This window comes from Paenibacillus paludis, from assembly GCF_042610515.1.
Classification (GTDB): Bacteria; Bacillota; Bacilli; order Paenibacillales; family Paenibacillaceae; genus Paenibacillus_AQ.
Genome location: NZ_JBGJZP010000002.1, coordinates 208,587 through 231,858, shown reverse-complemented (window position 1 = coordinate 231,858; position 23,272 = coordinate 208,587). Strand labels below are relative to the sequence as shown.

25 protein-coding genes are annotated in these 23,272 nt (G+C 48.5%); 23 read left to right on the top strand and 2 right to left on the bottom strand.

Annotated elements, in window-relative coordinates:
- Nucleotides 1–31 precede the first annotated feature (31 nt).
- The 19 genes from spoIIIAG (at nucleotide 32) to spo0A (ending at nucleotide 17,423) form a co-directional block, all read left to right on the top strand.
- Nucleotides 32–676, top strand: coding sequence for a stage III sporulation protein AG (gene spoIIIAG, locus ACAN56_RS04395; protein WP_038594934.1), 645 nt, complete (start codon nucleotides 32–34; stop codon nucleotides 674–676).
- 36 nt (nucleotides 677–712) lie between these two features.
- Entirely contained in the window at nucleotides 713–1,591 is an 879-nt protein-coding gene (locus ACAN56_RS04390) for a SpoIIIAH-like family protein (protein WP_379140712.1), read from the top strand.
- Nucleotides 1,592–1,742: 151 nt separating this feature from the next.
- Nucleotides 1,743–2,252 carry an acetyl-CoA carboxylase biotin carboxyl carrier protein gene (accB, locus tag ACAN56_RS04385; protein WP_038594932.1) on the top strand — a complete coding sequence of 170 codons (510 nt, stop codon included), beginning with the start codon at nucleotides 1,743–1,745 and terminating at the stop codon, nucleotides 2,250–2,252.
- Nucleotides 2,253–2,306: 54 nt separating this feature from the next.
- Nucleotides 2,307–3,650, top strand: coding sequence for an acetyl-CoA carboxylase biotin carboxylase subunit (gene accC / locus ACAN56_RS04380; protein ID WP_038594931.1), 1,344 nt, complete (start codon nucleotides 2,307–2,309; stop codon nucleotides 3,648–3,650).
- Nucleotides 3,651–3,767: 117 nt separating this feature from the next.
- Nucleotides 3,768–4,184 carry an Asp23/Gls24 family envelope stress response protein gene (locus ACAN56_RS04375; protein WP_038594930.1) on the top strand — a complete coding sequence of 139 codons (417 nt, stop codon included), beginning with the start codon at nucleotides 3,768–3,770 and terminating at the stop codon, nucleotides 4,182–4,184.
- A 74-nt stretch (nucleotides 4,185–4,258) separates the two neighbouring features.
- On the top strand, nucleotides 4,259–4,798 hold the full coding sequence (gene amaP, locus ACAN56_RS04370) for an alkaline shock response membrane anchor protein AmaP (RefSeq protein ID WP_038594929.1): 540 nt from the start codon (nucleotides 4,259–4,261) through the stop codon (nucleotides 4,796–4,798).
- Between the two features lie 14 nt (nucleotides 4,799–4,812).
- Nucleotides 4,813–5,046, top strand: a complete 234-nt coding sequence (locus ACAN56_RS04365) for a DUF2273 domain-containing protein (RefSeq protein ID WP_038594928.1) — start codon at nucleotides 4,813–4,815, stop codon at nucleotides 5,044–5,046.
- 466 nt (nucleotides 5,047–5,512) lie between these two features.
- Nucleotides 5,513–5,962 (top strand): transcription antitermination factor NusB, encoded by a 450-nt coding sequence (gene nusB, locus ACAN56_RS04360; RefSeq protein ID WP_038594927.1) that lies wholly within the window; start codon nucleotides 5,513–5,515, stop codon nucleotides 5,960–5,962.
- A 45-nt stretch (nucleotides 5,963–6,007) separates the two neighbouring features.
- Complete coding sequence (folD, locus tag ACAN56_RS04355; protein WP_341094776.1) at nucleotides 6,008–6,865, top strand: bifunctional methylenetetrahydrofolate dehydrogenase/methenyltetrahydrofolate cyclohydrolase FolD; 858 nt, start codon at nucleotides 6,008–6,010, stop codon at nucleotides 6,863–6,865.
- A gap of 10 nt (nucleotides 6,866–6,875) precedes the next feature.
- Nucleotides 6,876–8,261, top strand: coding sequence for an exodeoxyribonuclease VII large subunit (gene xseA / locus ACAN56_RS04350; protein ID WP_038594925.1), 1,386 nt, complete (start codon nucleotides 6,876–6,878; stop codon nucleotides 8,259–8,261).
- Nucleotides 8,233–8,490: an exodeoxyribonuclease VII small subunit gene (xseB, locus tag ACAN56_RS04345; protein ID WP_038594924.1), complete on the top strand. Its 258-nt coding sequence runs from the start codon at nucleotides 8,233–8,235 to the stop codon at nucleotides 8,488–8,490. Before xseA ends, xseB begins: the two co-directional genes overlap by 29 nt.
- Nucleotides 8,477–9,424 carry a polyprenyl synthetase family protein gene (locus tag ACAN56_RS04340; protein WP_052092220.1) on the top strand — a complete coding sequence of 316 codons (948 nt, stop codon included), beginning with the start codon at nucleotides 8,477–8,479 and terminating at the stop codon, nucleotides 9,422–9,424. Before xseB ends, ACAN56_RS04340 begins: the two co-directional genes overlap by 14 nt.
- A 96-nt stretch (nucleotides 9,425–9,520) precedes the next feature.
- Nucleotides 9,521–11,425 carry a 1-deoxy-D-xylulose-5-phosphate synthase gene (gene dxs, locus ACAN56_RS04335; RefSeq protein ID WP_038594923.1) on the top strand — a complete coding sequence of 635 codons (1,905 nt, stop codon included), beginning with the start codon at nucleotides 9,521–9,523 and terminating at the stop codon, nucleotides 11,423–11,425.
- 44 nt (nucleotides 11,426–11,469) lie between these two features.
- Nucleotides 11,470–12,342: a TlyA family RNA methyltransferase gene (locus ACAN56_RS04330; protein WP_038594922.1), complete on the top strand. Its 873-nt coding sequence runs from the start codon at nucleotides 11,470–11,472 to the stop codon at nucleotides 12,340–12,342.
- Between the two features lie 96 nt (nucleotides 12,343–12,438).
- Nucleotides 12,439–12,909, top strand: coding sequence for a hypothetical protein (locus tag ACAN56_RS04325; protein ID WP_231578311.1), 471 nt, complete (start codon nucleotides 12,439–12,441; stop codon nucleotides 12,907–12,909).
- A 29-nt stretch (nucleotides 12,910–12,938) separates the two neighbouring features.
- Nucleotides 12,939–13,388: a transcriptional regulator AhrC/ArgR gene (ahrC, locus tag ACAN56_RS04320; RefSeq protein WP_038594921.1), complete on the top strand. Its 450-nt coding sequence runs from the start codon at nucleotides 12,939–12,941 to the stop codon at nucleotides 13,386–13,388.
- A gap of 42 nt (nucleotides 13,389–13,430) precedes the next feature.
- Nucleotides 13,431–15,158, top strand: coding sequence for a DNA repair protein RecN (gene recN, locus ACAN56_RS04315; protein ID WP_379140701.1), 1,728 nt, complete (start codon nucleotides 13,431–13,433; stop codon nucleotides 15,156–15,158).
- 171 nt (nucleotides 15,159–15,329) lie between these two features.
- Complete coding sequence (gene spoIVB / locus ACAN56_RS04310) at nucleotides 15,330–16,406, top strand: SpoIVB peptidase (protein WP_331281772.1); 1,077 nt, start codon at nucleotides 15,330–15,332, stop codon at nucleotides 16,404–16,406.
- 198 nt (nucleotides 16,407–16,604) lie between these two features.
- The gene (gene spo0A, locus ACAN56_RS04305; protein ID WP_076108893.1) at nucleotides 16,605–17,423 is read left to right on the top strand and encodes a sporulation transcription factor Spo0A; all 819 of its coding nucleotides are present in this window, start codon (nucleotides 16,605–16,607) and stop codon (nucleotides 17,421–17,423) included.
- 152 nt (nucleotides 17,424–17,575) lie between these two features.
- On the opposite strand, the gene ACAN56_RS04300 is transcribed toward spo0A, so the two are convergent.
- Entirely contained in the window at nucleotides 17,576–19,315 is a 1,740-nt protein-coding gene (locus tag ACAN56_RS04300) for an ATP-binding cassette domain-containing protein (protein ID WP_379140698.1), read from the bottom strand.
- Nucleotides 19,316–19,481: 166 nt separating this feature from the next.
- On the opposite strand from ACAN56_RS04300, the gene ACAN56_RS04295 reads away from it, so the two are divergent.
- Both ACAN56_RS04295 and ACAN56_RS04290 read left to right on the top strand, forming a co-directional pair.
- Nucleotides 19,482–20,258, top strand: coding sequence for an RNA ligase family protein (locus tag ACAN56_RS04295; RefSeq protein ID WP_379140696.1), 777 nt, complete (start codon nucleotides 19,482–19,484; stop codon nucleotides 20,256–20,258).
- A gap of 23 nt (nucleotides 20,259–20,281) precedes the next feature.
- The gene (locus ACAN56_RS04290) at nucleotides 20,282–21,001 is read left to right on the top strand and encodes a hypothetical protein (RefSeq protein WP_379140694.1); all 720 of its coding nucleotides are present in this window, start codon (nucleotides 20,282–20,284) and stop codon (nucleotides 20,999–21,001) included.
- A gap of 100 nt (nucleotides 21,002–21,101) precedes the next feature.
- On the opposite strand, the gene ACAN56_RS04285 is transcribed toward ACAN56_RS04290, so the two are convergent.
- Complete coding sequence (locus ACAN56_RS04285; protein WP_379140692.1) at nucleotides 21,102–21,893, bottom strand: FlxA-like family protein; 792 nt, start codon at nucleotides 21,891–21,893, stop codon at nucleotides 21,102–21,104.
- Between the two features lie 171 nt (nucleotides 21,894–22,064).
- Here ACAN56_RS04285 and ACAN56_RS04280 point away from each other — a divergent pair, with 171 nt between their 5' ends.
- Nucleotides 22,065–22,724, top strand: coding sequence for a helix-turn-helix domain-containing protein (locus ACAN56_RS04280; RefSeq protein WP_038594913.1), 660 nt, complete (start codon nucleotides 22,065–22,067; stop codon nucleotides 22,722–22,724).
- Between the two features lie 120 nt (nucleotides 22,725–22,844).
- The gene (locus ACAN56_RS04275; protein ID WP_038594912.1) at nucleotides 22,845–23,153 is read left to right on the top strand and encodes a hypothetical protein; all 309 of its coding nucleotides are present in this window, start codon (nucleotides 22,845–22,847) and stop codon (nucleotides 23,151–23,153) included.
- The last annotated feature ends 119 nt before the right edge of the window (nucleotides 23,154–23,272 follow it).

Genomic DNA, 23,272 nt, shown 5'->3' with positions numbered 1-23,272 from the left:
CATACGCCGGTAACCGGAGGAGGGATAAGAAGTGGGCAATTGGCTGAAGAAACTGGAGCAATGGGCAGGGGGCGGGTCCGGCAGTCCGAAAAGGAGTCATACCTTCCGCTGGCTGATTATTTTGGGACTGCTGGGTGCGGCAATTATGCTGTTCAACTCCTTCGTGAACGTGAAAAAGCTGGACAGCGAGAACACTGGAAGAGAACCGCCGGTAAGCGAGAGTTCGCAGGCGACCCTGCAGCAGGGGGAATTGAGCACTCCCAATTCATTTGATGGCATTGAGCTGGCAATGGAGAACCGCACGAAAGAAATTCTGGAGAAAATCGTTGGTGTAGGCACGGTCGATATTATGGTCACTGTGGATTCTACTGAAGAAATTGTCGTGGTCCGGGATATGAACGATTCCCAGCAGCAGAGCGAAGAGACCGATGCCAACGGAGGCAAACGGCACACCACACAATACACAAGGGATGGCGAGATCGTCACCTACAGCCAATCGGGCGACGAAACCCCGATTATAACCAAACGGATAAAACCCCAGGTGCGCGGCGTTCTCGTCGTTGCCAAGGGAGCGGAGAACAAAGTCGTCCGGGGATTGATTGAAGAGGCTGTCGAGAAGGGTTTGAACGTGCCTAGCTACCGCATATCCGTAGTGCCGCGCAAGCAGGAGCAGTGAATGATTACATGCACAAACTTTGAGGAGGAATAAAAAATGAAGGGCAAAAGACAAACGATTTGGTTGGTATCCATGCTCAGCTTAATGGTTGTGCTTTCCGCATACTATTTATTCACAGAGGACTCCGGGGCCTCGGTCCCCCAGGAAACAGCGGGAAGTATTCAAGTGGATAACCTCAAGGAAACTGGCGCGAATTCATCAGTACTGGATAACGGCTTGGTCATCAATGAAGTGGACACAAAGGATGCAGTTACTGCTGATGCCGGAACAAAGGGTACAGCGGACGACAACACAGCTGTCACTGCTGATGACAGCACAGATGACAGCACTGTCACTGCGAAAGGTGACAACGATGATACCGCAGTAAAAGATGACAGCACCCTGCCGGCGAATGCCAAAGGTGAAGACACCGATAAGACAGCGGCCGCAAAGGACGACAAATCAAGCGATTCGAAAACCGCAGCAGCCGATAAAGATACTGCAGCAGCTTCCACAGAGAAAACTCCAGTCAAGGGCGACGATGAAATTCTGGATGAGGTAGCCTCCCAGAGTGTTTCTGCAAGCAGCCTGTTCAACAACTACCTCTATGAACGCGAGCAGCAGAATCTGAAGAATTACAACGATTTGCTGGCCCTGATCAATGACATGGACAAAACCCCTGCCGAAAACGCAGTTGCCCATGAACAGCTGAACAAGCTTGAAGAAAAAGAAACCAAAATCACCGGAATTGAAGAGCAACTGCAGAAAAAATACGGTGAAGCCATTGTCAAAGAAGAATCCGGAGATGCTTATACCGTGGTGGTGCTGAGCGAGAAGCTGGATGTGAAGCAAGCTGTTGGAATCGTGGATCTCGTGATGAAGGAACTAAGCGTTTCCCAGGATAAGATCAGAGTCCAATATGTCAGCGAGCAATAATCAGCCTGTCGAAAACCAAAGAAAATGCCGAAAGAGCCCGGGCGCACCCCGGGCTCTTTCCATTTCTATCGTTTGTGATATAATACATAAAGTTATCTTGACCGTATCAGAAGAGTGGCTTCGAGAGAAAGCTGAAGGAGTGAACTATTAAATGTTCAAGTTAAGCGAAATTAAGGAATTGATTAAATTGTTGGACCAGACCTCCTCCGTACACGAGTTGGAGATTGAAAGCGAAGGAATGAAGCTGGCTATTCGAAAACCGGATCGCCCTGAAGCTGATGGAACAGCAATACAGGCGACTCCTTATGGCTATCCCTTTACGCAAGCACCGCAGCCGCAAAGTCCGCAGCAAGTTGCACCTACGGCCGTTTATGAGATCCCTGCTGCACAGCAGCCGCCATCTTCACCCGCTGAAGGCGCATTACATAAAATTGTCTCACCGATGGTAGGGACTTTCTATAGTGCCGCTTCACCGGAAACCCCGTCTTTTGTTAATGTCGGCGACCGGGTCAGCGAGAAATCAACGGTCTGCATTATTGAAGCGATGAAGCTGATGAATGAGCTGGAGGCTGAAGTGCGCGGAGAGATCGTCTCCGTCCTTGCCGAGAACGGCCAGCTTGTGGAATACGGCCAGCCGCTGTTTCTGGTGAAACCGGAATAAAGCACGCTGAACTTGAGGAGCTTGCAAGCTTCGTTAAACTTTGGGAGGAAACGCATGAACATTCAAAAAGTGTTGATTGCCAACCGCGGCGAAATCGCGGTCCGCATTATCAGGGCCTGCCGTGAACTGGGCATTTCCACCGTGGCGGTCTATTCGGAGCCTGACCGGGATTCACTGCATGTCCGGCTGGCTGACGAAGCTTACTGCATCGGCCCGATGCTGTCGAAGGATAGTTATCTGAATTTTACAAATATTATGAGTGTAGCCACGCTTACTGAATGCGATGCCATTCATCCCGGCTACGGTTTTTTGGCTGAGAATGCCGATTTCGCAGAAATCTGCGGATCCTGCAATATAACCTTCATCGGACCGTCCCCTGACGCGATTACGCGTATGGGCGACAAGGCTGTAGCCAAGGAGACGATGAAGCTGGCTGGCGTGCCGATCATTCCCGGCTCTGACGGGCTGGTGGGCGATGTGGAGGAGGCTATTATGCTGGGCCGCGATATCGGATATCCGATTATCGTAAAGGCTACCGCAGGCGGCGGAGGCAAGGGCATCCGCATTGCCGAAGATGAGGAATCACTCGTGAAGCAGATTACCGCCGCACAGCAGGAAGCACAGAAGGCTTTCGGCAATGCAGGCGTGTACCTGGAGAAATTCCTGACCGGCATGAAGCATGTGGAGATTCAGATCATTGCCGATAACCACGGCAATGTTGTCCATCTAGGCGAACGGGATTGCTCCGTGCAGCGCCGCCGCCAGAAACTGGTGGAGGAAGCTCCATGCTCCGTACTTACGCCGGAGATCCGCGAAGCTATGGGCCAAGCAGCAGTGCGGGCCGCACTGGCGGTCAATTACTCGGGAGCGGGTACACTGGAGTTTCTGCTGGGTCCGGACGGACAGTTTTATTTCATGGAGATGAATACACGGATTCAGGTTGAGCATCCGGTAACGGAGATGGTTACGGGTGTTGACCTGATCAAGGAAATGATTTCTGTGGCTGAAGGGAATCCGCTGTCCTTTACACAGGAAGATATCGTGATTAACGGCTGGTCCATTGAATGCCGTATTAATGCAGAGGATCCGGAGCGTAACTTCATGCCTTCACCGGGCAAGATTGGCTTTTATCTGCCTCCGGGCGGACTGGGTGTACGTGTAGACAGCGCAGCTTATCCGGGATATACAATCTCACCTTTCTACGACTCGATGATTGCCAAATTGATTGTCTGGGCGCCAACGCGCCAGGAAGCGATTGCGAAGATGAAGCGTGCGCTTGCTGAATTTGCCGTGGAAGGCATACATACTACAATTCCTTTCCATCAGAAGCTGCTGGAGCACCCGGTATTTCTGGACGGCAATTTCGATATCAAATTCCTCGAAGAGTATGAAATTTAGGACGGCTTCTCATTGTTTGTCATAAAGTTCGGCAAATGATATAGTATGTTTAATAAGAGACGTGCTTGGCGCTTGAAATTGTGAACAACTTTTTGATTGAAAGGTGTGAAGTCCAAAATGAGTACATTGCCGACAGAATTCGAACGTACGGAGATCGGTGAGATCCAGATCGCTCCTGAAGTGATCGAGGTTATCGCAGGTTTGGCAACCGTAGAAGTTAAAGGTGTGGCTGGCATGAGCGGCGGCTTTGCCGGAGGAATCGTGGAGCTTCTCGGACGCAAGAACCTGTCCAAGGGCGTTAAGGTAGAGGTTGGCCAACGTGAGGCGGCTGTAGATGTGTCCGTCATTATTGAGTACGGCAACCGTCTCCCTGAAGTGGCTGCAGAAATTCAGCGCAACGTGAAACGTTCCATCGAGACAATGACAGGTCTGACCGTTGTGGAAGTGAATGTGCATATTCATGATGTGCAGTTCAGAAACAACAACACTGCAGACAAGAGTGAAGATACAGATGCGGTTCTCCGCGTGAAATAAGGGCCTGCGTTCTTCCATAAACCCCCGACAGCACCGTCGAGGGTTTACTCTAATTTAAGGAGGTTATGTGACTCGTGGCAAAAATTTTGGACAGACTTCTGCTGTTTCTGTACAGCTTAAGTATCGGAATATTATCAGTAATTGCCATCCTCCTCTTAAGCGGCGCTATTCCGGATACGCTGGAGATTCCGGATGACCCTGCAGCGTATATAACCGTAATTGCCGTGGCTGTTATCCTGTTCTTGCTCAGCATCCGTTTCTTCTACATTTCTTTGCGCCGGGACCGCGCCTCGATGCCTTCGGTGGATCAGCGCACGGAGTATGGGGATATTCAGATCTCTATAGAGACCATTGAGAATCTGAGCCTCAAGGCTGCCGGTAAAGTAAAAGGGATCAGGGATTTGAAATCGCGCATTCGCGTTTCACAGGCCGGTCTTGAAATTATGATCCGTGCAGTGGTGGACGGCGAGCATTCCCTTCCGCTGCTTACAACAGAAGTGCAGCGCCAGGTGCATGAATTCGTGCAGGAAACGACCGGGATTCCGGTTGCTGACGTTTCTGTATATATTGCCAACCTTACTCAGTCTCCAAGCTTCAAAAGTCGAGTGGAATAGAGGTGAGTTTCCCTATGTTCTGGAGAGAAGTATGGGAAAGTCACGGGGGTAGAATTGCTGGAGTCACCTTCGGCATCGTTCTCGGATTGATTTATTTGATTAGCGGTTTTTGGGATATGCTGTTCTTTGCACTGGTAGTGTTCATCGGATATACGTTCGGCAAAAGAAAGGATACCGCACAGGGTCCCCTGTTTCAGTGGCAGGAGCTCGTAGCGCGGCTGTCCGGACGCTGGCGTCCCTTCAAGTGAACCGCTATAGTCTTTCTCCCGGAGCTGGAACCCGTTCGTTAGAGTTGCCTGTTTTGCGGAAGAAGGGCTGTGCGGTTTTTTTTCTGGAGCAGGGCGGTAATCGGCTGGAACATTGTGGGATTTGCCCACAGCAGTAAGCTCAATTAGCTCTGGCTAGTAGTTGAGATTAGGCCACAGGCTTATTTAACTAATGTAAAATGAAGTTTTGCGCCTGTTTAATTGCATTTTGTGCATTTAAAATTGCAGTATTGGTCTTCAAAGCTTATTTAACTGTATTTCGTACAATTAAATACAGAAGTAAACACGGAAAAGAACTTTTTTTGATTTTTAATTGTACGAAATACAATTAGGGATAGAATTTGCTTGATTTAGCTTAAAATAATTGTACGAAATGCAACGCGACAGACTGGTGTGGAAACATGGCAGTGTAATATAAAATGCGAGATCAGATTGTAGGAGGAAACACATGAAAAGACGTTTAGCGAGAGAGATTATTGTCCAAAGCCTGTACCAGATGGAAATGAATGACGTAGACAGTGCGGAAGCCGTGGAGATGCTGATTGAGGAAGCTTCGGAAGAGAATGAGACTGAACGTGTCATCACAGACGAAATTGAATTGAAGGCGTATGTCGTTATGCACGTGAATGGCGTATGGGAGCATAAGGTTGCGATCGACGATATGCTTGAGCATTATCTTAAAGGCTGGCAGATGAGCCGCCTGTCGCGGGTGGACCGGCAGATTCTGCGCCTGGCCACGTTCGAAATGGTATTTGCCAATGATGTGCCGGCTAAGGTTGCCGTCAATGAGGCGATTGATCTGGCTAAGCACTTCGGTACGGACGATTCCGGCAAGTTCGTCAATGGCGTACTCGGCAAGATGATTCAGGAGATTGATACGCTCAAAGCAGACCTTTAAAGTATTCTATTTACATCTTAATCAGACAAAAGGGGAGAGACTTACATGACAGCAGCAATCATCAGCGGTAAACAGGTATCCGACGAAATTCGTATCGACATTGCCCGGGAAGTTACCGGACTGGCCGAACGCGGCGTGAAGCCCGGTCTTGCTGTCGTTCTTGTCGGTGAAGATGCGGCTTCTCAGGTGTATGTCCGCAATAAAGAGAAATCCAGCACCCAGCTTGGCTTCCATTCGGAAGTCCACAGGCTGGATGCATCCACTTCCCAGGAAGAGCTTCTGAAGCTGGTGGCAGAGCTGAACAGCCGTGATGATATTGACGGAATTCTGGTTCAGCTGCCGCTTCCGAAGCATATTGAGGAGAAGGCGGTCATTGACGCCATTTCCGTGGAGAAAGATGTTGACGGCTTCCATCCTATCAATGTCGGCAATCTGGTCATCGGCGATGACAGCCTGCTTCCTTGTACGCCTGCCGGAGTCATCGAGCTGATTAAACGTACCGGCACTGAATTGTCCGGCAAACATGCTGTAGTCATCGGGCGCAGCAATATCGTCGGCAAACCGGTCTCACTGCTGCTGCAGCGTGAGAACGCAACGGTAACAATGTGCCATTCGCGCACCGCGAACATCGCTGAGCTTAGCCGCCAGGCAGACATTTTGGTGGTAGCCATCGGCCGGGCCAACTTTATTGACGGATCTTATGTCAAGCCCGGTGCGGTTGTGATTGACGTCGGGATGAACCGTCTGGATAACGGCAAGCTTGCCGGTGATGTCGATTATGAGAGCGCCAAGGAAGTTGCCGGATACATTACACCAGTACCGGGTGGAGTAGGGCCAATGACGATCACCATGCTGATGAGCAACACGCTGATAGCGGCCAAACGCCGCCGCGGCCTGGAATAGGTCAGGGCTCATGGCGGCAGAACGGCAAGTCTACTCGATAAAGGATCTTAACCGTTACATCCGCATGAAGCTCGATTCCGACAACCTGCTGTCCGATGTGTGGATTCGCGGAGAAATCTCGAATTTCACCCATCACGGCAGCGGACATATGTATTTCACGCTGAAGGATGAGAGCAGCCGGATCAAGGCGATAATGTTCGCTTCGCATAACCAGCGCCTGCCCTTTGTACCGAAGGAAGGCACCAAGGTTATTGCCAGAGGCAATGTAACCGTGTATGAACGGGACGGGCAGTATCAGTTCTATGCTACGCATATGCAGCCTGACGGGATCGGCAGTCTGTACATGGCTTACGAGCAGCTCAAGCGCAAGCTGGAGCAGGAGGGGCTGTTCGCGGCAGCGCGCAAACGGCCGCTGCCGCGGTTCCCGCGCTGTATCGGGGTCGTGACTTCTCCTACAGGCGCGGCGGTCAGGGATATTGTGATTACGCTGCAGCGGCGTTTTCCGCAGGTGGCAATTGTGCTCTATCCTGTGCTTGTCCAGGGCAAAGGTGCAGGCCCTTCCATTGTGAAGGCCATCGAAACCTTAAATGACATGGGAGAGGCTGACGTGCTGATCGTCGGCCGGGGCGGCGGCTCACTGGAGGAGCTATGGGCCTTCAACGAAGAAGCTGTCGCCCGGGCTATCGCGGCGTCAAGCATTCCGGTCATCTCGGCCGTCGGCCACGAGACCGACTTTACGATCGCCGATTTCGCCGCCGATCTGCGGGCGGCGACGCCTACGGCCGCCGCAGAGCTGGCCGTGCCGAGTGCGGCCGAACTGGCCGCGCAGCTGCGCACGGCAGAGCAGCGGCTGCGCCAGGGCCTGCTGCGCCGCTCCCAGCGCGGCGGCGAGCGCCTGGCTTCGCTGCAGCGCTCGCTGGCGCTGGTCGGCCCGCGCCGCCAGCTGGCCCAGCACGCGCAGCGGCTGGATATGCTCCGCACGGCGCTCACGCGCGCAGCGGAGACCCGGAACCGCCGTGCGCGTGAGCGCCAGGCGGTGCTGCACCACAGCCTGCAGCGGTTCCATCCGCTGGGCAGTGTCAGCGCTGCCCGCCAGCAGGCGGAGAGCATGACCCGCCAGCTGGCGGGGGCCATGCAGGCGCGCCTGCAGGACAAGCGCTCGCGGTATGTGTCCGAGCTGCGCCATCTGGATGCGCTCAGCCCGCTCAAGGTTATGTCGCGGGGCTACAGCCTCGTCTACGACGAACAGGAACAGCATTTAATCAAATCGCTTAAGGAAGTCGAGCTTGGCGATGTGGTGAATATAAAGCTCAGTGACGGACAGCTAAGCTGCCAGGTATGGGGAATGAAGGAGGATGGCAAAGACGATGACGAAGGAAGCGGAACTGGATTTTGAAGGAGCTATGGAGCGGCTGGAGGAAATCGTACGTGAGCTTGAGCACGGCGACGTTCCCCTGGAGAAAGCTATAGATTTATTTCAGCAGGGCATGAAGCTCTCGCAGCTGTGCGGCAGCAAGCTGGAACAAGTGGAACGCAAGATTGAGATGATTACCCTGGAGGATGGGGAGCTGCGCAAAAAACCGTTCGGTGCCCGCCTGGAAGGGGATGCCGATGAGCCGCTTTGAGCATGACTTGGAGACAGGCACTGCCGGTAAGGCCCAGCAACCGCCGCTGAAGGATTACATTGCCGAAGTCTGCGAACTGGTTGGAGCTGAGATGGAGCGGACGCTTCCGGCAGCCTGGACGGTCCCCGTCCATTTGAAGGAAGCGATGGACTATTCGCTGCAGGCCGGAGGCAAGCGCCTCCGCCCGCTGCTCGTCATCGCTGCCTGTGAAGCGCTGGGAGGCAGCCGCGAGGCGGCTCTGCCGGTAGCAGCGGCCATTGAGATGGTGCATACGTATTCGCTGATTCACGACGATTTGCCCGCCATGGATAATGATGATTACCGGCGCGGCAAATTGACGAATCACAAAGTATTCGGTGAAGCGACGGCAATTTTGGCCGGCGATGCGCTTTTGACGCATGCGTTCTACAGCGTGGTACAGGCTTCCCGCCGCCATGGCATTCCTGCGGAGCAGGTGCTGTCCATCGTAGAGGACCTGGCCGAAATGGCCGGTCCCCGCGGCATGGTCGGCGGCCAGGTTGCCGATATGGAGGGTGAGCAGGGGCTGACCGATCTGAAACAGCTGCAGTACATCCATCTTCATAAGACTGGCGATCTTATCGTTTTCTCGCTGCTGGCGGGCGGACGGATCGCCGGAGCCGATAAGAAGCAGCTGGAGGCGCTCCGTGAGTTCGGCACCCATATCGGTCTGGCTTTTCAGGTGCAGGATGATATTCTGGATCTGGTCGGCGACGAAGGCAAACTCGGCAAAAAAACAGGCAGCGACATCAAGCAGCAAAAGGTGACCTACCCGTATTTCATCGGGCTGGAATCCTCGCGCGAAGAGGTGAAACGCCTAACGGACGCTGCCCGGAGCGCGGTGCTTGAGGGCGGATTTGCCGACAATACACGGCTGCTTGAAATCGCGGGGTATTTAATGGCTCGCGATCATTAGAAAAATTTAGGGAGCGGCTGTGTTACGACAGCCGTTTCGTTTGTGTTATAATGGGTTTTATATATTTTACAACATCTAGGAAAGCGGGGAATACTCGTGCTGCTTCCACAAATAAATGATCCGGAGCAACTTAAATCCTTGTCAACCGAGGAGCTGGCTACCCTTGCGGAGGAAATCCGCCGGTTTCTGATCGAGAAGCTTACTGTAACCGGCGGGCACCTCGGATCCAACCTGGGGGTAGTGGAGCTTACACTGGCTTTGCACTATTGCTATGACAGTCCCCGGGACAAAATGATATATGACGTAGGGCATCAGGCTTATGTGCATAAGATACTGACCGGCCGCCAGGACCGGTTTGATACGCTGCGCAAACGTGATGGGCTATGCGGCTTTGTAAAGCGTTCTGAAAGCGAGCATGACGTATGGGAAGCCGGGCACAGCAGCACCTCTTTGTCAGCTGCGATGGGCATGGCTATGGCCCGCGATTTGAAGGGCGAAGACAACAAGGTAATTGCTGTAATCGGCGATGGCGCGCTCACCGGCGGGATGGCTTTTGAAGCCTTGAACCATATCGGTCATGAGAAACGCAAGCTGATGGTCATACTGAACGACAACGAAATGTCCATTGCTCCCAACGTCGGGGCGATGCACAATTATTTGAGCAAAATCCGTTCCGACCGCCACTACCTGCGGGCCAAAGATGAAGTTGAAAGATCACTGAAGAAGATTCCGGCGATCGGCGGCAAGCTGGCCAAGACCGTTGAGAAGATCAAGGACAGTCTTAAATATATGATGGTTCCCGGAGTGCTGTTTGAAGAACTGGGCTTTACCTATCTTGGACCGGTAGACGGGCATGATCTGGAGAAGCTGATTGATACCTTCCATCAGGCGGATAATGTGTCAGGACCTGTTCTGGTGCATGTGCTGACCACTAAGGGCAAAGGTTATAAACCGGCTGAAACCGATTACTATAAATCGCATGCCATTTCTCCTTACAAGATTGAGTCCGGACAGTCCCTAAAGGCTGTGGGCAATCCGATGTACACTGAAGTATTCGGGCAGACACTGATTGAACTCGGTCATGAGGATAAACGCCTCATTGCCGTTACCCCGGCGATGCCTGGGGGTTCGGGTTTATTCCCGTTTGCCAAGGAGTTTCCGGATCGGATGATTGATGTCGGGATCGCCGAGCAGCATGCGGCGACACTCTGTGCGGCACTTGCAATGGAAGGCATGAAACCGGTATTTGCCGTGTATTCGACCTTTATGCAGCGGGCGTACGATCAGATCGTTCACGATATCTGCCGGCATAACGCCAACGTAATGTTCGCGATTGACCGCGCCGGCTTCGTCGGCGCTGACGGTGAGACGCATCAAGGGGTGTATGACATCGCCTTTATGCGCCATATTCCGAATCTGGTCATGATGATGCCGAAGGATGAGAATGAGCTGCGCCATATGATGAAGACGGCGCTGGAGTACAATGACGGTCCGATTGCCTACCGTTATCCGCGGATTGACGGAACCGGAGTTCAACTGGACGCCGAGCTGCGCAGCCTGCCTATCGGCTCTTGGGAGCGTCTGCGCCCGGGTGACGATTATGCGGTGCTTGCCTGCGGACCGATGGTCCAGGTTGCAGAGGAAGCGGCAGAGATTCTGAAGCGTGAAGGCATCCAGGTAGGTGTTGTGAATGCCCGGTTCCTGAAACCGCTCGACAACTCTATGCTGCTTGAGCTTGCCCATGCCGCAACCAGCATGGTAGTGCTGGAGGAAGCCAGCCAGGCCGGTTCTCTGGGCAGTGCTGTGCTTGAATTTTATGCCGAACATGAAATTTATGATGCCCGCGTTCACTTAATGGGTGTGCCGGATCTGTTTATTGAACACGGCTCGATTAAAGAGCAGCGCCAGGAGACGGGACTTACCGTGGAAGCGCTGTGCGCACGCATTAAGACAATGAAGGCTTTAAGCAAATATACTTACAAGACGACTTCTACTTCCTGAATGAAGGAAGCTGAACTTGGGAGCCCAATGATCGGGAGATGAACATGGAACACCCTAAAGAACGTATAGATGTACTGTTAGTTGAACAAGGCTTTTATGAAAGCCGCGAGAAGGCCAAGGCTGCCATTATGGCTGGCCTGGTGCTTGCGGATGAAGAACGGATCGAGAAGGCGGGCATGAAGGTATCGCGCGGTGCAACCCTGAAGGTTAAGGGAGCTGTGCATCCTTATGTCAGCCGCGGGGGACTGAAGCTGGAGAAGGCGCTCCGCCAGTTTGGAATCGAACTGACCGGGAGAATCATGCTGGATATTGGCGCTTCTACCGGAGGGTTCACCGATTGCGCGCTGCAGAATGGTGCAAGCCATGTCTATGCGATTGATGTCGGTTATAACCAGCTGGATTGGGGTCTGCGCAATGATGAGCGGGTCAGCGTGATGGAACGGACCAACTTCCGCTACATGACGCCACCTGATCTGATCGGGCCGGTGCCTGATTTTGCAAGCATAGATGTCTCTTTTATCTCGCTCAAAATCATTCTCCCGCCGCTCAAAGCGCTGGTTAACCGCCCTGCGGACATCGCCGCACTCATCAAGCCGCAGTTCGAGGCTGGCCGTGAAAAGGTAGGCAAATCAGGAGTGGTGCGTGATCCGGCCGTTCATAAAGAGGTGCTGGTGAATGTGCTGACCATGGCTTCAGGGCTGGGCTACCGGCTGGAAGGTCTGACATTCTCACCGATTACTGGCGGAGAAGGAAATATCGAATTTCTGGCCCATTGGAAGCTGCTGCCGGAAGCTGTGGAAACAGCATCGGCAGCGGACCCGGGGACTTCGTTTGCAGAGCTTGCTGATGCCGTAATTAAGGAAGCGGCGGCGACATTTACTGCCAATACCACTGGAAACTCATCGAAGAAACGATGAGTTTCTTTTGCTAGTTCAGCAACAAATAACCACGGCTAAGTACGACAAGCAGGATTTCAGCGATCCTCAAGCGAATAAATCACCGAGGTGATTGCTTTGGCGAGCTCTGATAAAGCGGTTATGATACTCATTGGAGTGGCGGTATCGATCTTCCTGATTTACCGGATATTTATATGGCTGCAGAGCTCTCCGCGTTCGTTCATCAAGGACCGGCTGCCCCTCAATAAAGACATTCTTCCCCATCCTGCCATAGATCTGCTGGAGGCGGCTGGATATGAGGTGATTGGTGGCAAACTGAAGATTCCGTTATCCTTTCAGGTGGACGGGTCTCCGATGTACAGCAGGCTGTTCATTGACTACGTTGCCAGTAAAGAAGAGGACAATTTTTACCTGGTGATTTTATCCCGCCCGCGCAAAGGGCTGGAGTTTACCGGCAGCGGCCTTAGGGATACCCTGCTGCCTTATCTGCTGATTTATCCCGAATGCAGCGGTGTTCTGTATGTTAACACGTCTGCTTCGGCCATACATCTCATCAAACTTGGCAAAGATGATGGGGAATCGAATTAAAGTTCATTTTTTAAATACGGGAGGCAATAATGAAGGGACACAGGCATATTAAGATACGTGAAATTATTACACAGAGGGATATTGAAACGCAGGATGATCTGGTAGAGGCACTGCGCGGCGCCGGTTTCCAGGTCACTCAGGCTACGGTATCGCGTGACATCAAGGAACTGCTGCTGATCAAGGTTCCCATGGATGACGGCAGATACAAATATTCTCTTCCGACCGACCAGCGCTACAACCCGATTCAGAAGCTGAAGCGCGTGCTGGTGGACAACTTTGTTCATATTGATTTCTCCGCCAACCTCGTGGTGATGAAATGTCTTCCGGGTACTGCCAATTCAGTAGCGGCTCTGATCGACAATATTGACTGGCCGCAAATTATGGGCACCATTTCCGGTGACGACACTATTCTGATTATTTGCCGTCAGCCGGAGGACAGCAAAGATGTTATTTCGCAAATTATGGGTTATATCTCTTAATTTAAAAAACTCAGTGATCATCTTTTCGGAGGTGTTGTATTCGTGTTAGAAACCTTGTCGATCCGCAATCTTGCCGTTGTTGAAGCGGTAGATGTGCATTTTTATCCCGGTTTTCATGTGCTTACAGGGGAAACCGGGGCAGGTAAATCGATTATTATAGATGCGCTTGGACTTATTGCAGGCGGACGCGGATCAGCGGATTCGATCCGCTACGGCTGTGAGAAGGCAGAAATGGAAGCGTTATTCAGCTTACCCGCCAGCCATCCGGTATGGGAAACCCTAGATCGTCTTGGCATCGGAGCCGACCGGGAGGAGCATCTGGTTATCCGCCGTGAAATCACCTCCCTTGGCAAAAGCACTTCGCGGGTCAACGGGCAAATGGTGAATCTCAGCATGCTGCGTGAGATCGGCGAACAGCTGGTCAATATTCACGGGCAGCATGAGCACCAGAACCTGCTGAAGGCAGATCGTCACCTGGGATTGCTGGATACATACGGAGATGCCGTGATCGGCCCTCTTAAGGCTGATTATCAAGAGAAATATTCCGCTTTTGCCAAAGTAGAGAAAGAACTGCGGGAGCTTCAGGAATCAAGCCAAAAAGCTTACCAAATGCTCGATTTGTACCGCTTTCAATTAGAGGAAATTTCTTCTGCAGGATTAAAACCCGGGGAAGATGAATTACTTGCTGAAGAAAGGGTCAAACTATCCCACAGCGAGAAAATGATGGATTCCGTATCCGGCGCATACGAGCTGCTGTATGACAGGCAGGGATTGGAATCAATTGGTAACGTGATCTCGAAGCTGGAGGACGCGGTGCGTTATGATGAAAAGGGTCTCCGGGCAGTGCTTGATCAGCTGCAGTCTTCTTATTATCAGCTTGAGGATGCTGCGTTCCAACTGCGTGACTACCGTGAGGAAATCGAGTTCAATCCGGTCCGGCTGGAGGAAATTGAGAACCGTCTGGATCAGATTACCGGCCTGCGGCGCAAATACGGGGAAAGTGTAGAGCAGATTCTGGCTTATTATGAGCAGATTGAGCGGGAGACCGATCTTCTGGAGAATAAAGACGAATATATAGAGAAGCTGACCGTGAAGCGTGATGGATTACTGAACGTTCTAATGGAGGCAGCCGGGAAGCTCAGCGTTGCGCGCAGCCAGTGTGCAACAGATCTGTCTACCCAGGTTGAAGGTGAACTGAAGGATCTGCAGATGGAACGGACCTCGCTGCAGGTCAAGCTGGAACCTCTGGAGGACCCCCGGGGTATCGAACATGAGGGGCGGCGTTACCGTCTGACCCGACAGGGGATCGACGGCGCCGAATTTATGATCTCTCCGAACCCGGGAGAACCGCTGAGACCGCTGGGCAAGATTGCCTCAGGCGGGGAGCTGTCGCGGATTATGCTGGCAATGAAGAGCATATTCGCGCGGACCGATGCGATTCCGGTTCTTATCTTTGATGAAGTGGATACCGGTGTCAGCGGCCGGGCTGCCCAGTCCATAGCGGATAAGCTGTTCAGGTTGTCATCTTCTTGCCAGGTGTTTTCAATTACGCATTTACCGCAGGTGGCCTGCATGGCCGATCATCAGTATTTAATTCGCAAAAAAGTCGAGGACGGACGGACGATGACCGAAGTGGAGTCCCTCTCAGCGGAAGGCCGGGTGATGGAGCTGGCCCGGATGCTGGGCGGTGTGGAAATTACCGAAAAAACATTGCATCACGCACAGGAGATGCTTGGTCTGGCCGAGGCCAGCAAAGCAGCTTTAGGGTAAGCGGGACAATGATTGACAGTAATAAAAGCCTGGGGGCAAGGTTATCTTATAGGTACGCAATTGGCGACCACCTTTTTCGTCAAGCGAAAGAAGCAAAAGGGAGCGTGACAGCCATTGAAGCCGAACCTCAGGAAGTTAATGCCCGGCCTTTTATTTGCCTTCTTTCTCAGCATGTCAGGAATGACGGGATCTCTCCAGGCCTATGCATCACCGCTGGATATTCCGCCTGACAAGCCGGTACAAGGAATTGACGGGGAGCTGAAAGTCATCCCTGGAGGCCAGACGATTGGCGTCAAAGTGAAGTCAGCAGGTGTTCTGGTTGTGGGCCATCATCTTATTGAAGTATCTGAGCAGTCCAAGCTTTCACCAGGAGAGAACAGTGGTCTGGTACCGGGTGATCTGATGATCTCGATTGACGGGAACAAGTTGGACGAGGTATCTAAGGTAGCCAAGCTTGTGGAGCGTGCAGGAATGGCAAATGAGCCGCTGACCATCGTGTACAAACGCGACGGGAAAGAACATACGGCGAAGCTGAAGCCTGCTTATGACCGTAATGACAAGGTGTGGAGATTAGGGCTGTACATCCGCGATTCAGCAGCCGGTGTCGGCACCTTAACGTTCTATGCTCCTGAGCAGGGCGTATATGGCGCTCTGGGCCATGTCATTACGGACATGAATACCGGAACACCGATTGTCGTCGGCAGCGGTCACATCGTCCAGTCCAGTGTGACCTCAATCTCCAAGAGCCAGGACGGTGATCCCGGCGAGAAACGTGCTGTATTTCTAAAGGAAAGCCAAGTGCTTGGCAATGTTCAAAGCAATACGGACTTCGGGATCTTTGGTAAAATGACCCGCAATCCGGAGCACAGCCTGTATAAGCAGCCGATACCGATTGCCATGAGCAGTGAAGTCAAGGAAGGGCCCGCGCAAATTCTTACGGTTGTTGACGGACAGCAGGTCGAGCGATTCAATGTAGAGATCATCCATGTTGCCCATCAGCAGACCCCGGCAACCAAAGGTCTGGTGCTGCGCATTACCGATCCCCGTCTGATTGACAAAACCGGAGGAATCGTTCAAGGCATGAGCGGCAGTCCGATTGTGCAGAATGGCCGTTTAATCGGCGCAGTGACCCATGTATTCGTTAATGACCCGAAGTCAGGGTATGGCTGCTTCATCGAATGGATGCTAAAAGACTCTGGTGTGGCTCAGCAGAGCAATATTACTCCCTATAATCTTAAGGCGGTTTAGCCTTAAGATTTTTTTGTCGAAGCTAAGCGAGAAAGATCGAAACATGAAACAAAATATTTAATTATAATCCAATGCCGAAAAAAAATAAAGAAAAATAATTTTCGACAGAAGGATATTCAAACTGTATGTCGAAAATGTAAGGGAGACAAGATAAATGTTATTTTCGAATAGCAGTTATTAATAAGGAGGAAGCAGCCAGTGCAGAATATTGAAGTGTTGTTGGCCGATGATAACAGAGAGTTTACGAACTTGCTTGCCGAATACATTACGGAACAGGAAGACATGACCGTGACGGGCATTGCCTATAATGGTGAAGAAGTGCTTCAAATGCTTAGCGGGGCACGTAAAGTTCCGGATGTGCTAATTCTTGATATCATTATGCCGCATTTAGATGGACTTGGCGTCCTGGAGCGCCTGCGTGATATGGATTTGAATCCGCAACCGAAGATCATTATGCTGACTGCTTTTGGGCAGGAGAACATCACTCAAAGAGCTGTGCAGCTTGGCGCGTCCTATTATATTCTTAAGCCGTTTGATATGGAGGTTCTGGCCAATCGTGTGCGTCAGCTTGTTGGTACCCAAGGCAGTATGAGCTCCTCCTCCAGCATGTCCAATTATTCCGGCTCCAGAAATAACAACAATGTTGTGCCGCTCTCCAAAGGCAAAAATCTGGATGCTAACATTACCTCAATCATTCATGAAATCGGCGTTCCGGCCCATATTAAGGGTTACCAATATTTACGTGAAGCCATAACGATGGTGTACAACAATATCGAAATCCTCGGTGCTATCACCAAGACACTATATCCGGCCATCGCCGAGAAATTCAAGACCACGCCTTCTCGCGTAGAACGCGCGATCCGTCATGCCATTGAAGTGGCCTGGACCCGTGGCAACATCGACAGCATCTCCCACCTGTTCGGCTATACCATTAATATCTCCAAATCCAAGCCGACTAACTCAGAATTTATTGCCATGGTAGCCGACAAGCTGCGGATTGAACATAAGGTTTCTTGAAAGGGTTAGGATCAGTGAGCGTGAGTGGTAAGGGGATTTTATGATTTTCTAGCGGCAAGAGCTATTCGGAAATGAATGCAGTAAAAAGACACTGAGATCCTATTCATCAGTGTCTTTTTTGTTGTAATCATTTCATTCCAGAAGGTTGTAGTTTAAAGCAACTTAATCAGCTCTTCCAGCTCATCAACCAATACTTTTGCAAGTTCAAAATCAGTATCTTTTAAAGCCAATTCTATTTTCATTTCAACTGATTTTTTCTTTTGTTCAGTTTCTAAATAGTCTCTATCAAAATGACTAGCATAAATCATCTTTCTGAATTTTCGCATACTCATTTTTCTAATCGTCTTATCGGCAATGATTAAAACATAATCCATACCATTTACCACAGAATAGAAATCATGAGAAATCATGAGAATCGCACCTTTATAGTCTTCAATGGCTTTCTCCAGTGCTATTTGTGTATAGGTGTCTAAATGGCTTGTCGGTTCATCAAGAAGCAATATGTTTGCTTTACTGGCAGAAACTTTAGCCAATTGAAGCATATTTTTTTCTCCACCAGATAAAGATTCTATCTTTTGATTAACGATTTCTCCTTCAAAGCCATAGTTTGAAATATATGATCTTATCTCTTCATAAGTTTTAAATCCAGCATCGATGAATTCTTCCAGTATTGTATTAGAATCCTTTAGCATTTCGCCTTGAAGCTGAGATAAATAAGCCATTTTAACATCAGTGTTTATTTCAATTGAATCATGATTATTTTTAAAGATTTCTCGGAGTAAAGTCGTTTTCCCAGTACCGTTTGAACCGATAAGAGCTACTTTATCCGTAGATTTTATCTCAAAGTTAACATTTTCTAAAAGCAATTCATCAAAGGAAACACTATAATTATTGACATTTACAACAACGGTGTCTTCAATTTCATTATCAATACCTAAACTGATATTCGGTTGCTTAATATCTACGAATGGCGCTTTAATTCTACGCGCTTCCAATCTCTCTTGAAACCTAACTCTAGCTTTTAAAGCTCTCCCTCTAGATGCTTCTGAATTATAGGTTGCGATAACTCTAAGATTATTGATGATGTTCTCGTTTCTCTCAATTTCTTCATTCTCAGCGACCGTGAGTTCTTGTAACTCAATTTTAGTTTGAAGTAATGAGAAGTTATAATCAATATATCGCCCATTAAATTCTTGGATTTCCATGTTTTCAAGGTGTATAATTTTGTTGAAACAATGATTCAATAGATATCGGTTGTGCGTAACAACTAGCAGCATTCCTTTGTGGGAATTAATAAGATTTTTAAGCGCATTTAGGTTTTCAAAGTCTAAAAATACATCTGGTTCGTCCATAATCATTAAGTCTGGACTACTAAGCATTTCCTTCATCACTTGAATAAGTTTGAATTCTCCGCCACTCAGGTCGGATACCCTAAGATCTTTTAGCTTCATGAGGTTTGCTAGATTTAGTTTCTTATTAATATTGCTTTCAAAATCATCCCCGCCAATTGAATCAAATGCGTCTAAAGCTAATTGATACTTTTCTAGTAACGAATCAATCTCCGATGATGTTTCCATTTCAGTGCAAATAGATTTTATTTCATTTTGGATCTTAATAAATTCTTCTCCTATATATTCAAAAACTGTTGTTTCTTTAGATTTGTCCAGTTGCGAGAACTGACTTACATACCCAATTGTGCAAGTCGGGTCCATCTCTAACATGCCATCGAAAATATATCTTTCTGGATCCATCAGTATATCTATCAGTGTACTTTTCCCACTGCCACTTGTTCCTATAAAAGCGCAATGTTGTGCCTCTTCTAACGTAAATGAAATATTTTTATATAGTTCTTTTTGCGGAAATGAGAAGGATAAGTTATCAACTTTTATCATAGTATTACCTTTCTTTATAACTAAATTGGTGACGATTAATATGAAGATCATAAATTTTGAGTTTACCGTTGATAGAGTAACACTGTTTACAACCAACTTCAATCATTTCGCATTAAAGTTGTTCGTGAAATTGAAAAATACTTTCATTGAGAGAGGAAGTTGTATTTTGAATTTGAAGAAAATTAATTCTTTAACAAAGTACCCAAGCATTCTTACCTATCATCAATTAGGTGAACGGGGTCGCTTAAATGATGTATTAACTGAGTCCAAAGGCTTCTCAGAATCAGACGATGTTTTTGTTTACGAAAAAGTAGATGGTGAAAATTCAAGAATCATTCTATTTAAAAATGATTATAACGAAGTTGATTATCTGATTGGTTCCAGAGAAGAATTGTTATATGCAAAAGGAGACAGAATCGGTAATCCTTACGGGAACATTGCGGAATTCCTTAAACCGTTAGCAGAGAAAGTAACAGCAGATATCTTTTCACAGGGTGACTGGGCATTAACCGTAATTTATCAGGAATCTTATGGAGGAAAAACTAAAGCTTCCAAGAACTATTCTGACAGAAGAACTCAAGGGTATCGTGTATTTGATGTGTTCTCCTTGGATAAGGATGAATTAGATAGACTACTAGAGTTATCGCAGGAGAAAATTGCGGAGTGGCGAGATCATGGTAATCAGCCTTTTTATAATGAGATTGAGAAGAAGAGATTTGTAGAGCGCATGGACTTGCAGTCCGCCCCCCTTTTGGAAACCATCAAGGGTTCCCAATTTCCAACTTCTCTTGAGAATACATATTCTTACTTAACAAAGTTCGAAAATACGCAAGTGGGGATCGAGGCAACAGGCAAATCAGAAGGAATCATTGTTAGAACAACTGACCGTAAACAAATTAGAAAGATCCGTTTCGAAGATTATGAACGAACGTTTAGAAAATAACTGTTCAAAGTAAGGGAGTTATTATGGAGACTCATTATACAAGAGCCGTAAATCGAATTAACAATATTGATGCTAAGTATTATATAGATATCTCTAATAAAAGGTATGAAGATGTAAGGTCCAAAGGTGAATATACTGCAGACGCTACACTTATCGCTGAATACTATCGTAGAGTTGGTGTTTTATTACAATTTATGTCTATAGAAGGCGTTAGTATTTATGCAGGCATGGCGAAAATCATTAATAATGAAATAGAGCTTCTCGATTTTGATAATCTGTTTAAAATTTGTCCTAATCTTGAGCCGATAAATTTAACGGTTTTAAAAATGATTTGCTCCAATTATATTCAATGGTGCATACTGCTTGATGCCGGCGACCCGATTGCTGTTAAATTTCATGATACATATGAGCCAATCATCAAGTTGTTTGAAAGAGGTGGAGGACGGATTAGTACGCATCATCACGAATTGGTTGGAGGGTTTGGTGCGTTTGGCCGGTCTATACATGCTAGTAGAGGAGACATGAAAGAATTCGACATCAGTGACCAGGCACTTAGACAAGAAATCAAAGAGGTAGAACATGCCGAAGAATATGTTAAAGAGTATAAGTTAGATAGCAGCGTTACAAAGAATTGCCTACGATGCGGAAATAGACTGGTTGTACAAGAAAACGAGGGCTATGGTGGTAAATGGTACAAAATTAAATGTGAAACTAATATATGTTTTGATCAGAATTTTAGTTGAAATCTTCAATGAAATAAATTTTAGTCTAGCTGAACCGCTATTCATTTGATTAACCAATCGAAGTGAATAGCGGTTTTATGTTAATCTCCTCGAAAGACCTTCACACCCGTACGTCAATTGATTTTACCGCCCCGGAAGCTCCAGCATCATCCCCAGTTTTTTCGTTTCCCGAGAGCGATTTATCTTTCGAAGTGCTGTCTTTGGTAGCCTTCTTATCACTGTCCGTATCTTCCTCAAGTCCGGAAATTTCCGGTACGGCTTTGTTTGCTTGTGACAAGCGGGAGTTATCCTCTTTGAGCTCGGAAACCAACTCGCCAATTTTTTGATCGACATTATGTATGGTAGAGCGGATATCCAGTATCCGTTCCCGTTTGGTCTGCAGGACGGTATATTCTGCATTCTCCAGCATTTCGTATCTGCCGATATCTTTGGTAGGGTTGTTAGCCAGTCTGTCGTGCTCCATCTTGGATTCGCTCTTTAACGGATCTATAGAGCCTTCCAGCTTCTTGCTCAGGCCCACCAGCTTGCCCAGGCGGTCATAAGTCGTGCTGTGCTTTAAAACAACGTCCAGCACTGCTGCAGAGCTGTCTGTTGACGTTGGTTTGCTGTCCTGCTGCTCGGGCCGGTTGCGTTCAGCTTTTTCTTGCATTTCTTGGGCTTTGAGCTCGGCAATTTGGGCATCAATGTTTTGGATTGAGGTCCTCAGGGACTGAACCCGTTCGGCCTTCATCTTCGTGTCCAAATCTTTATCGGCCTTAACCGCGCTGATTTCTTCATTTAATTTGCTTTTTTGGCTTAATAAGCTTTGGATCTCCTTGCCACGGGGGGAAGCAATGGTTTGGTTTGCGGTATTAGTGTTACCGTTACTTGAGATTGAGGGGATGGACTTCATGGGTATTTCCTCCAAATCAAAGAATTATTTACCATATAAATGTTTTATCGGTAAAGCAGGGCGCTAAAATGAGAATAATGCTTAAATAAGCAGCAAGTATTTTAGGGATTAATTGTTATATTGAAACACAAAGTGTTATCTTGTGTTATGATATAGGTAGAGGTGACTCCCATGAACGATTTCGATAACTATCCTGATGAGCTGGGGGATTTTATCCGGCACTTCAGAAAAGCACGCGGGTTGACCTTAAGAGGACTGGAAGAGAAGAGCGGCATCAGTTACTCTCAGCTCAGCAAGATTGAACGCGGGGAAAGTATTCCTCTCAAAGATAACCTGGATAAGATCATTGAAGCGCTTGGAGCGGATCTTAAGAACCGCATGTATCATCTGGCCGACTATATGCCGGATATTGAATACATCAAGACACTTAAGCAGGGCTACAAGCTGCCTGTCCTTAATCAGTCCCAGGATTATATATATGAGACGGCATTTAACAAGCTGAAGGAGTTTCGGTCCAAGGAAGGGAAAGAAACTTCGTACGTTTCGTTTGATTCCGATGAGGTCATCGTTTATGAAACGGAATATGGGGCAGGAATGGTAATAGAAAAAATTGAGAAATATAACCTTACTGATGTGCTCAACGACAAATTTGAAGGCAATCTGGATTCACTCCGCAAGCAGCCCCGAAAAGGCCGACAGGCCTATATCTTCGGCGAGTGGCTGCGGGAATGCATCTATGAGCTGAAGGATGAGGAGCAGGACGAGGTTATCCAGGCACTTAAGGAGTTTACCCAATTTAAGGTGCAGCAGGTTAAGGGCGCGTTTAAATGAGCGTGCGTCCGTTCTATTGTTTTCAAAAATGAATAATGTTGCCCTTTCTTGCAGCCATCTATTCATCTTGATCCATAAACCAACAACAAAAATGGTTACACAGAAAAGGGGATATCTCAAATGAGAGTTAACATGAAATTTACCAGCAAGGGAAAAGCGGCAATCGAAAATTTCAACAACGAAGAGCTGCTGGAGATCTTTGCGAGATACATCAAAACATTGACTAAGAAATATGATATCGAAGTGGACGTGCCTCTCGAAGTGAACCAGAATATCGTGGGGGACGGAACCATAATCGCCATGGCACAGAATGTGAAGTGTGATATCGAAACCTTCTTCAAAGAACTGGGCCGGGATATCAAGGTGCCTCTCAAAAAAAGACTGGGCGGAAAGCTCGACAACGTCTTCAAGACAGAATTCATCGAGTAGTCCTGAAGTACTCTCCTTTATCTAATCATTAATCATCCCAATAAAAGAAGCCATCCTGCACATTAAAGTGAGGATGGCTTCTTTGCTGTTTATCGGGCAAGGCCTACTCCAAAAAGTAG

What these genes read in the sequence shown, in the direction of transcription:
- ACAN56_RS04390 (WP_379140712.1), top strand. Translation starts at nt 713, where the DNA reads ATGAAGGGCAAAAGACAAACGATTTGGTTGGTATCCATGCTCAGCTTA.
- accB (WP_038594932.1), top strand. Translation starts at nt 1,743, where the DNA reads ATGTTCAAGTTAAGCGAAATTAAGGAATTGATTAAATTGTTGGACCAG.
- accC (WP_038594931.1), top strand. Translation starts at nt 2,307, where the DNA reads ATGAACATTCAAAAAGTGTTGATTGCCAACCGCGGCGAAATCGCGGTC.
- ACAN56_RS04375 (WP_038594930.1), top strand. Translation starts at nt 3,768, where the DNA reads ATGAGTACATTGCCGACAGAATTCGAACGTACGGAGATCGGTGAGATC.
- ACAN56_RS04365 (WP_038594928.1), top strand. Translation starts at nt 4,813, where the DNA reads ATGTTCTGGAGAGAAGTATGGGAAAGTCACGGGGGTAGAATTGCTGGA.
- nusB (WP_038594927.1), top strand. Translation starts at nt 5,513, where the DNA reads ATGAAAAGACGTTTAGCGAGAGAGATTATTGTCCAAAGCCTGTACCAG.
- folD (WP_341094776.1), top strand. Translation starts at nt 6,008, where the DNA reads ATGACAGCAGCAATCATCAGCGGTAAACAGGTATCCGACGAAATTCGT.
- xseA (WP_038594925.1), top strand. Translation starts at nt 6,876, where the DNA reads ATGGCGGCAGAACGGCAAGTCTACTCGATAAAGGATCTTAACCGTTAC.
- xseB (WP_038594924.1), top strand. Translation starts at nt 8,233, where the DNA reads ATGACGAAGGAAGCGGAACTGGATTTTGAAGGAGCTATGGAGCGGCTG.
- ACAN56_RS04340 (WP_052092220.1), top strand. Translation starts at nt 8,477, where the DNA reads ATGAGCCGCTTTGAGCATGACTTGGAGACAGGCACTGCCGGTAAGGCC.
- ACAN56_RS04330 (WP_038594922.1), top strand. Translation starts at nt 11,470, where the DNA reads ATGGAACACCCTAAAGAACGTATAGATGTACTGTTAGTTGAACAAGGC.
- ahrC (WP_038594921.1), top strand. Translation starts at nt 12,939, where the DNA reads ATGAAGGGACACAGGCATATTAAGATACGTGAAATTATTACACAGAGG.
- spoIVB (WP_331281772.1), top strand. Translation starts at nt 15,330, where the DNA reads ATGTCAGGAATGACGGGATCTCTCCAGGCCTATGCATCACCGCTGGAT.
- ACAN56_RS04300 (WP_379140698.1), bottom strand. Translation starts at nt 19,315, where the DNA reads ATGATAAAAGTTGATAACTTATCCTTCTCATTTCCGCAAAAAGAACTA.
- ACAN56_RS04290 (WP_379140694.1), top strand. Translation starts at nt 20,282, where the DNA reads ATGGAGACTCATTATACAAGAGCCGTAAATCGAATTAACAATATTGAT.
- ACAN56_RS04285 (WP_379140692.1), bottom strand. Translation starts at nt 21,893, where the DNA reads ATGAAGTCCATCCCCTCAATCTCAAGTAACGGTAACACTAATACCGCA.
- ACAN56_RS04280 (WP_038594913.1), top strand. Translation starts at nt 22,065, where the DNA reads ATGAACGATTTCGATAACTATCCTGATGAGCTGGGGGATTTTATCCGG.
- ACAN56_RS04275 (WP_038594912.1), top strand. Translation starts at nt 22,845, where the DNA reads ATGAGAGTTAACATGAAATTTACCAGCAAGGGAAAAGCGGCAATCGAA.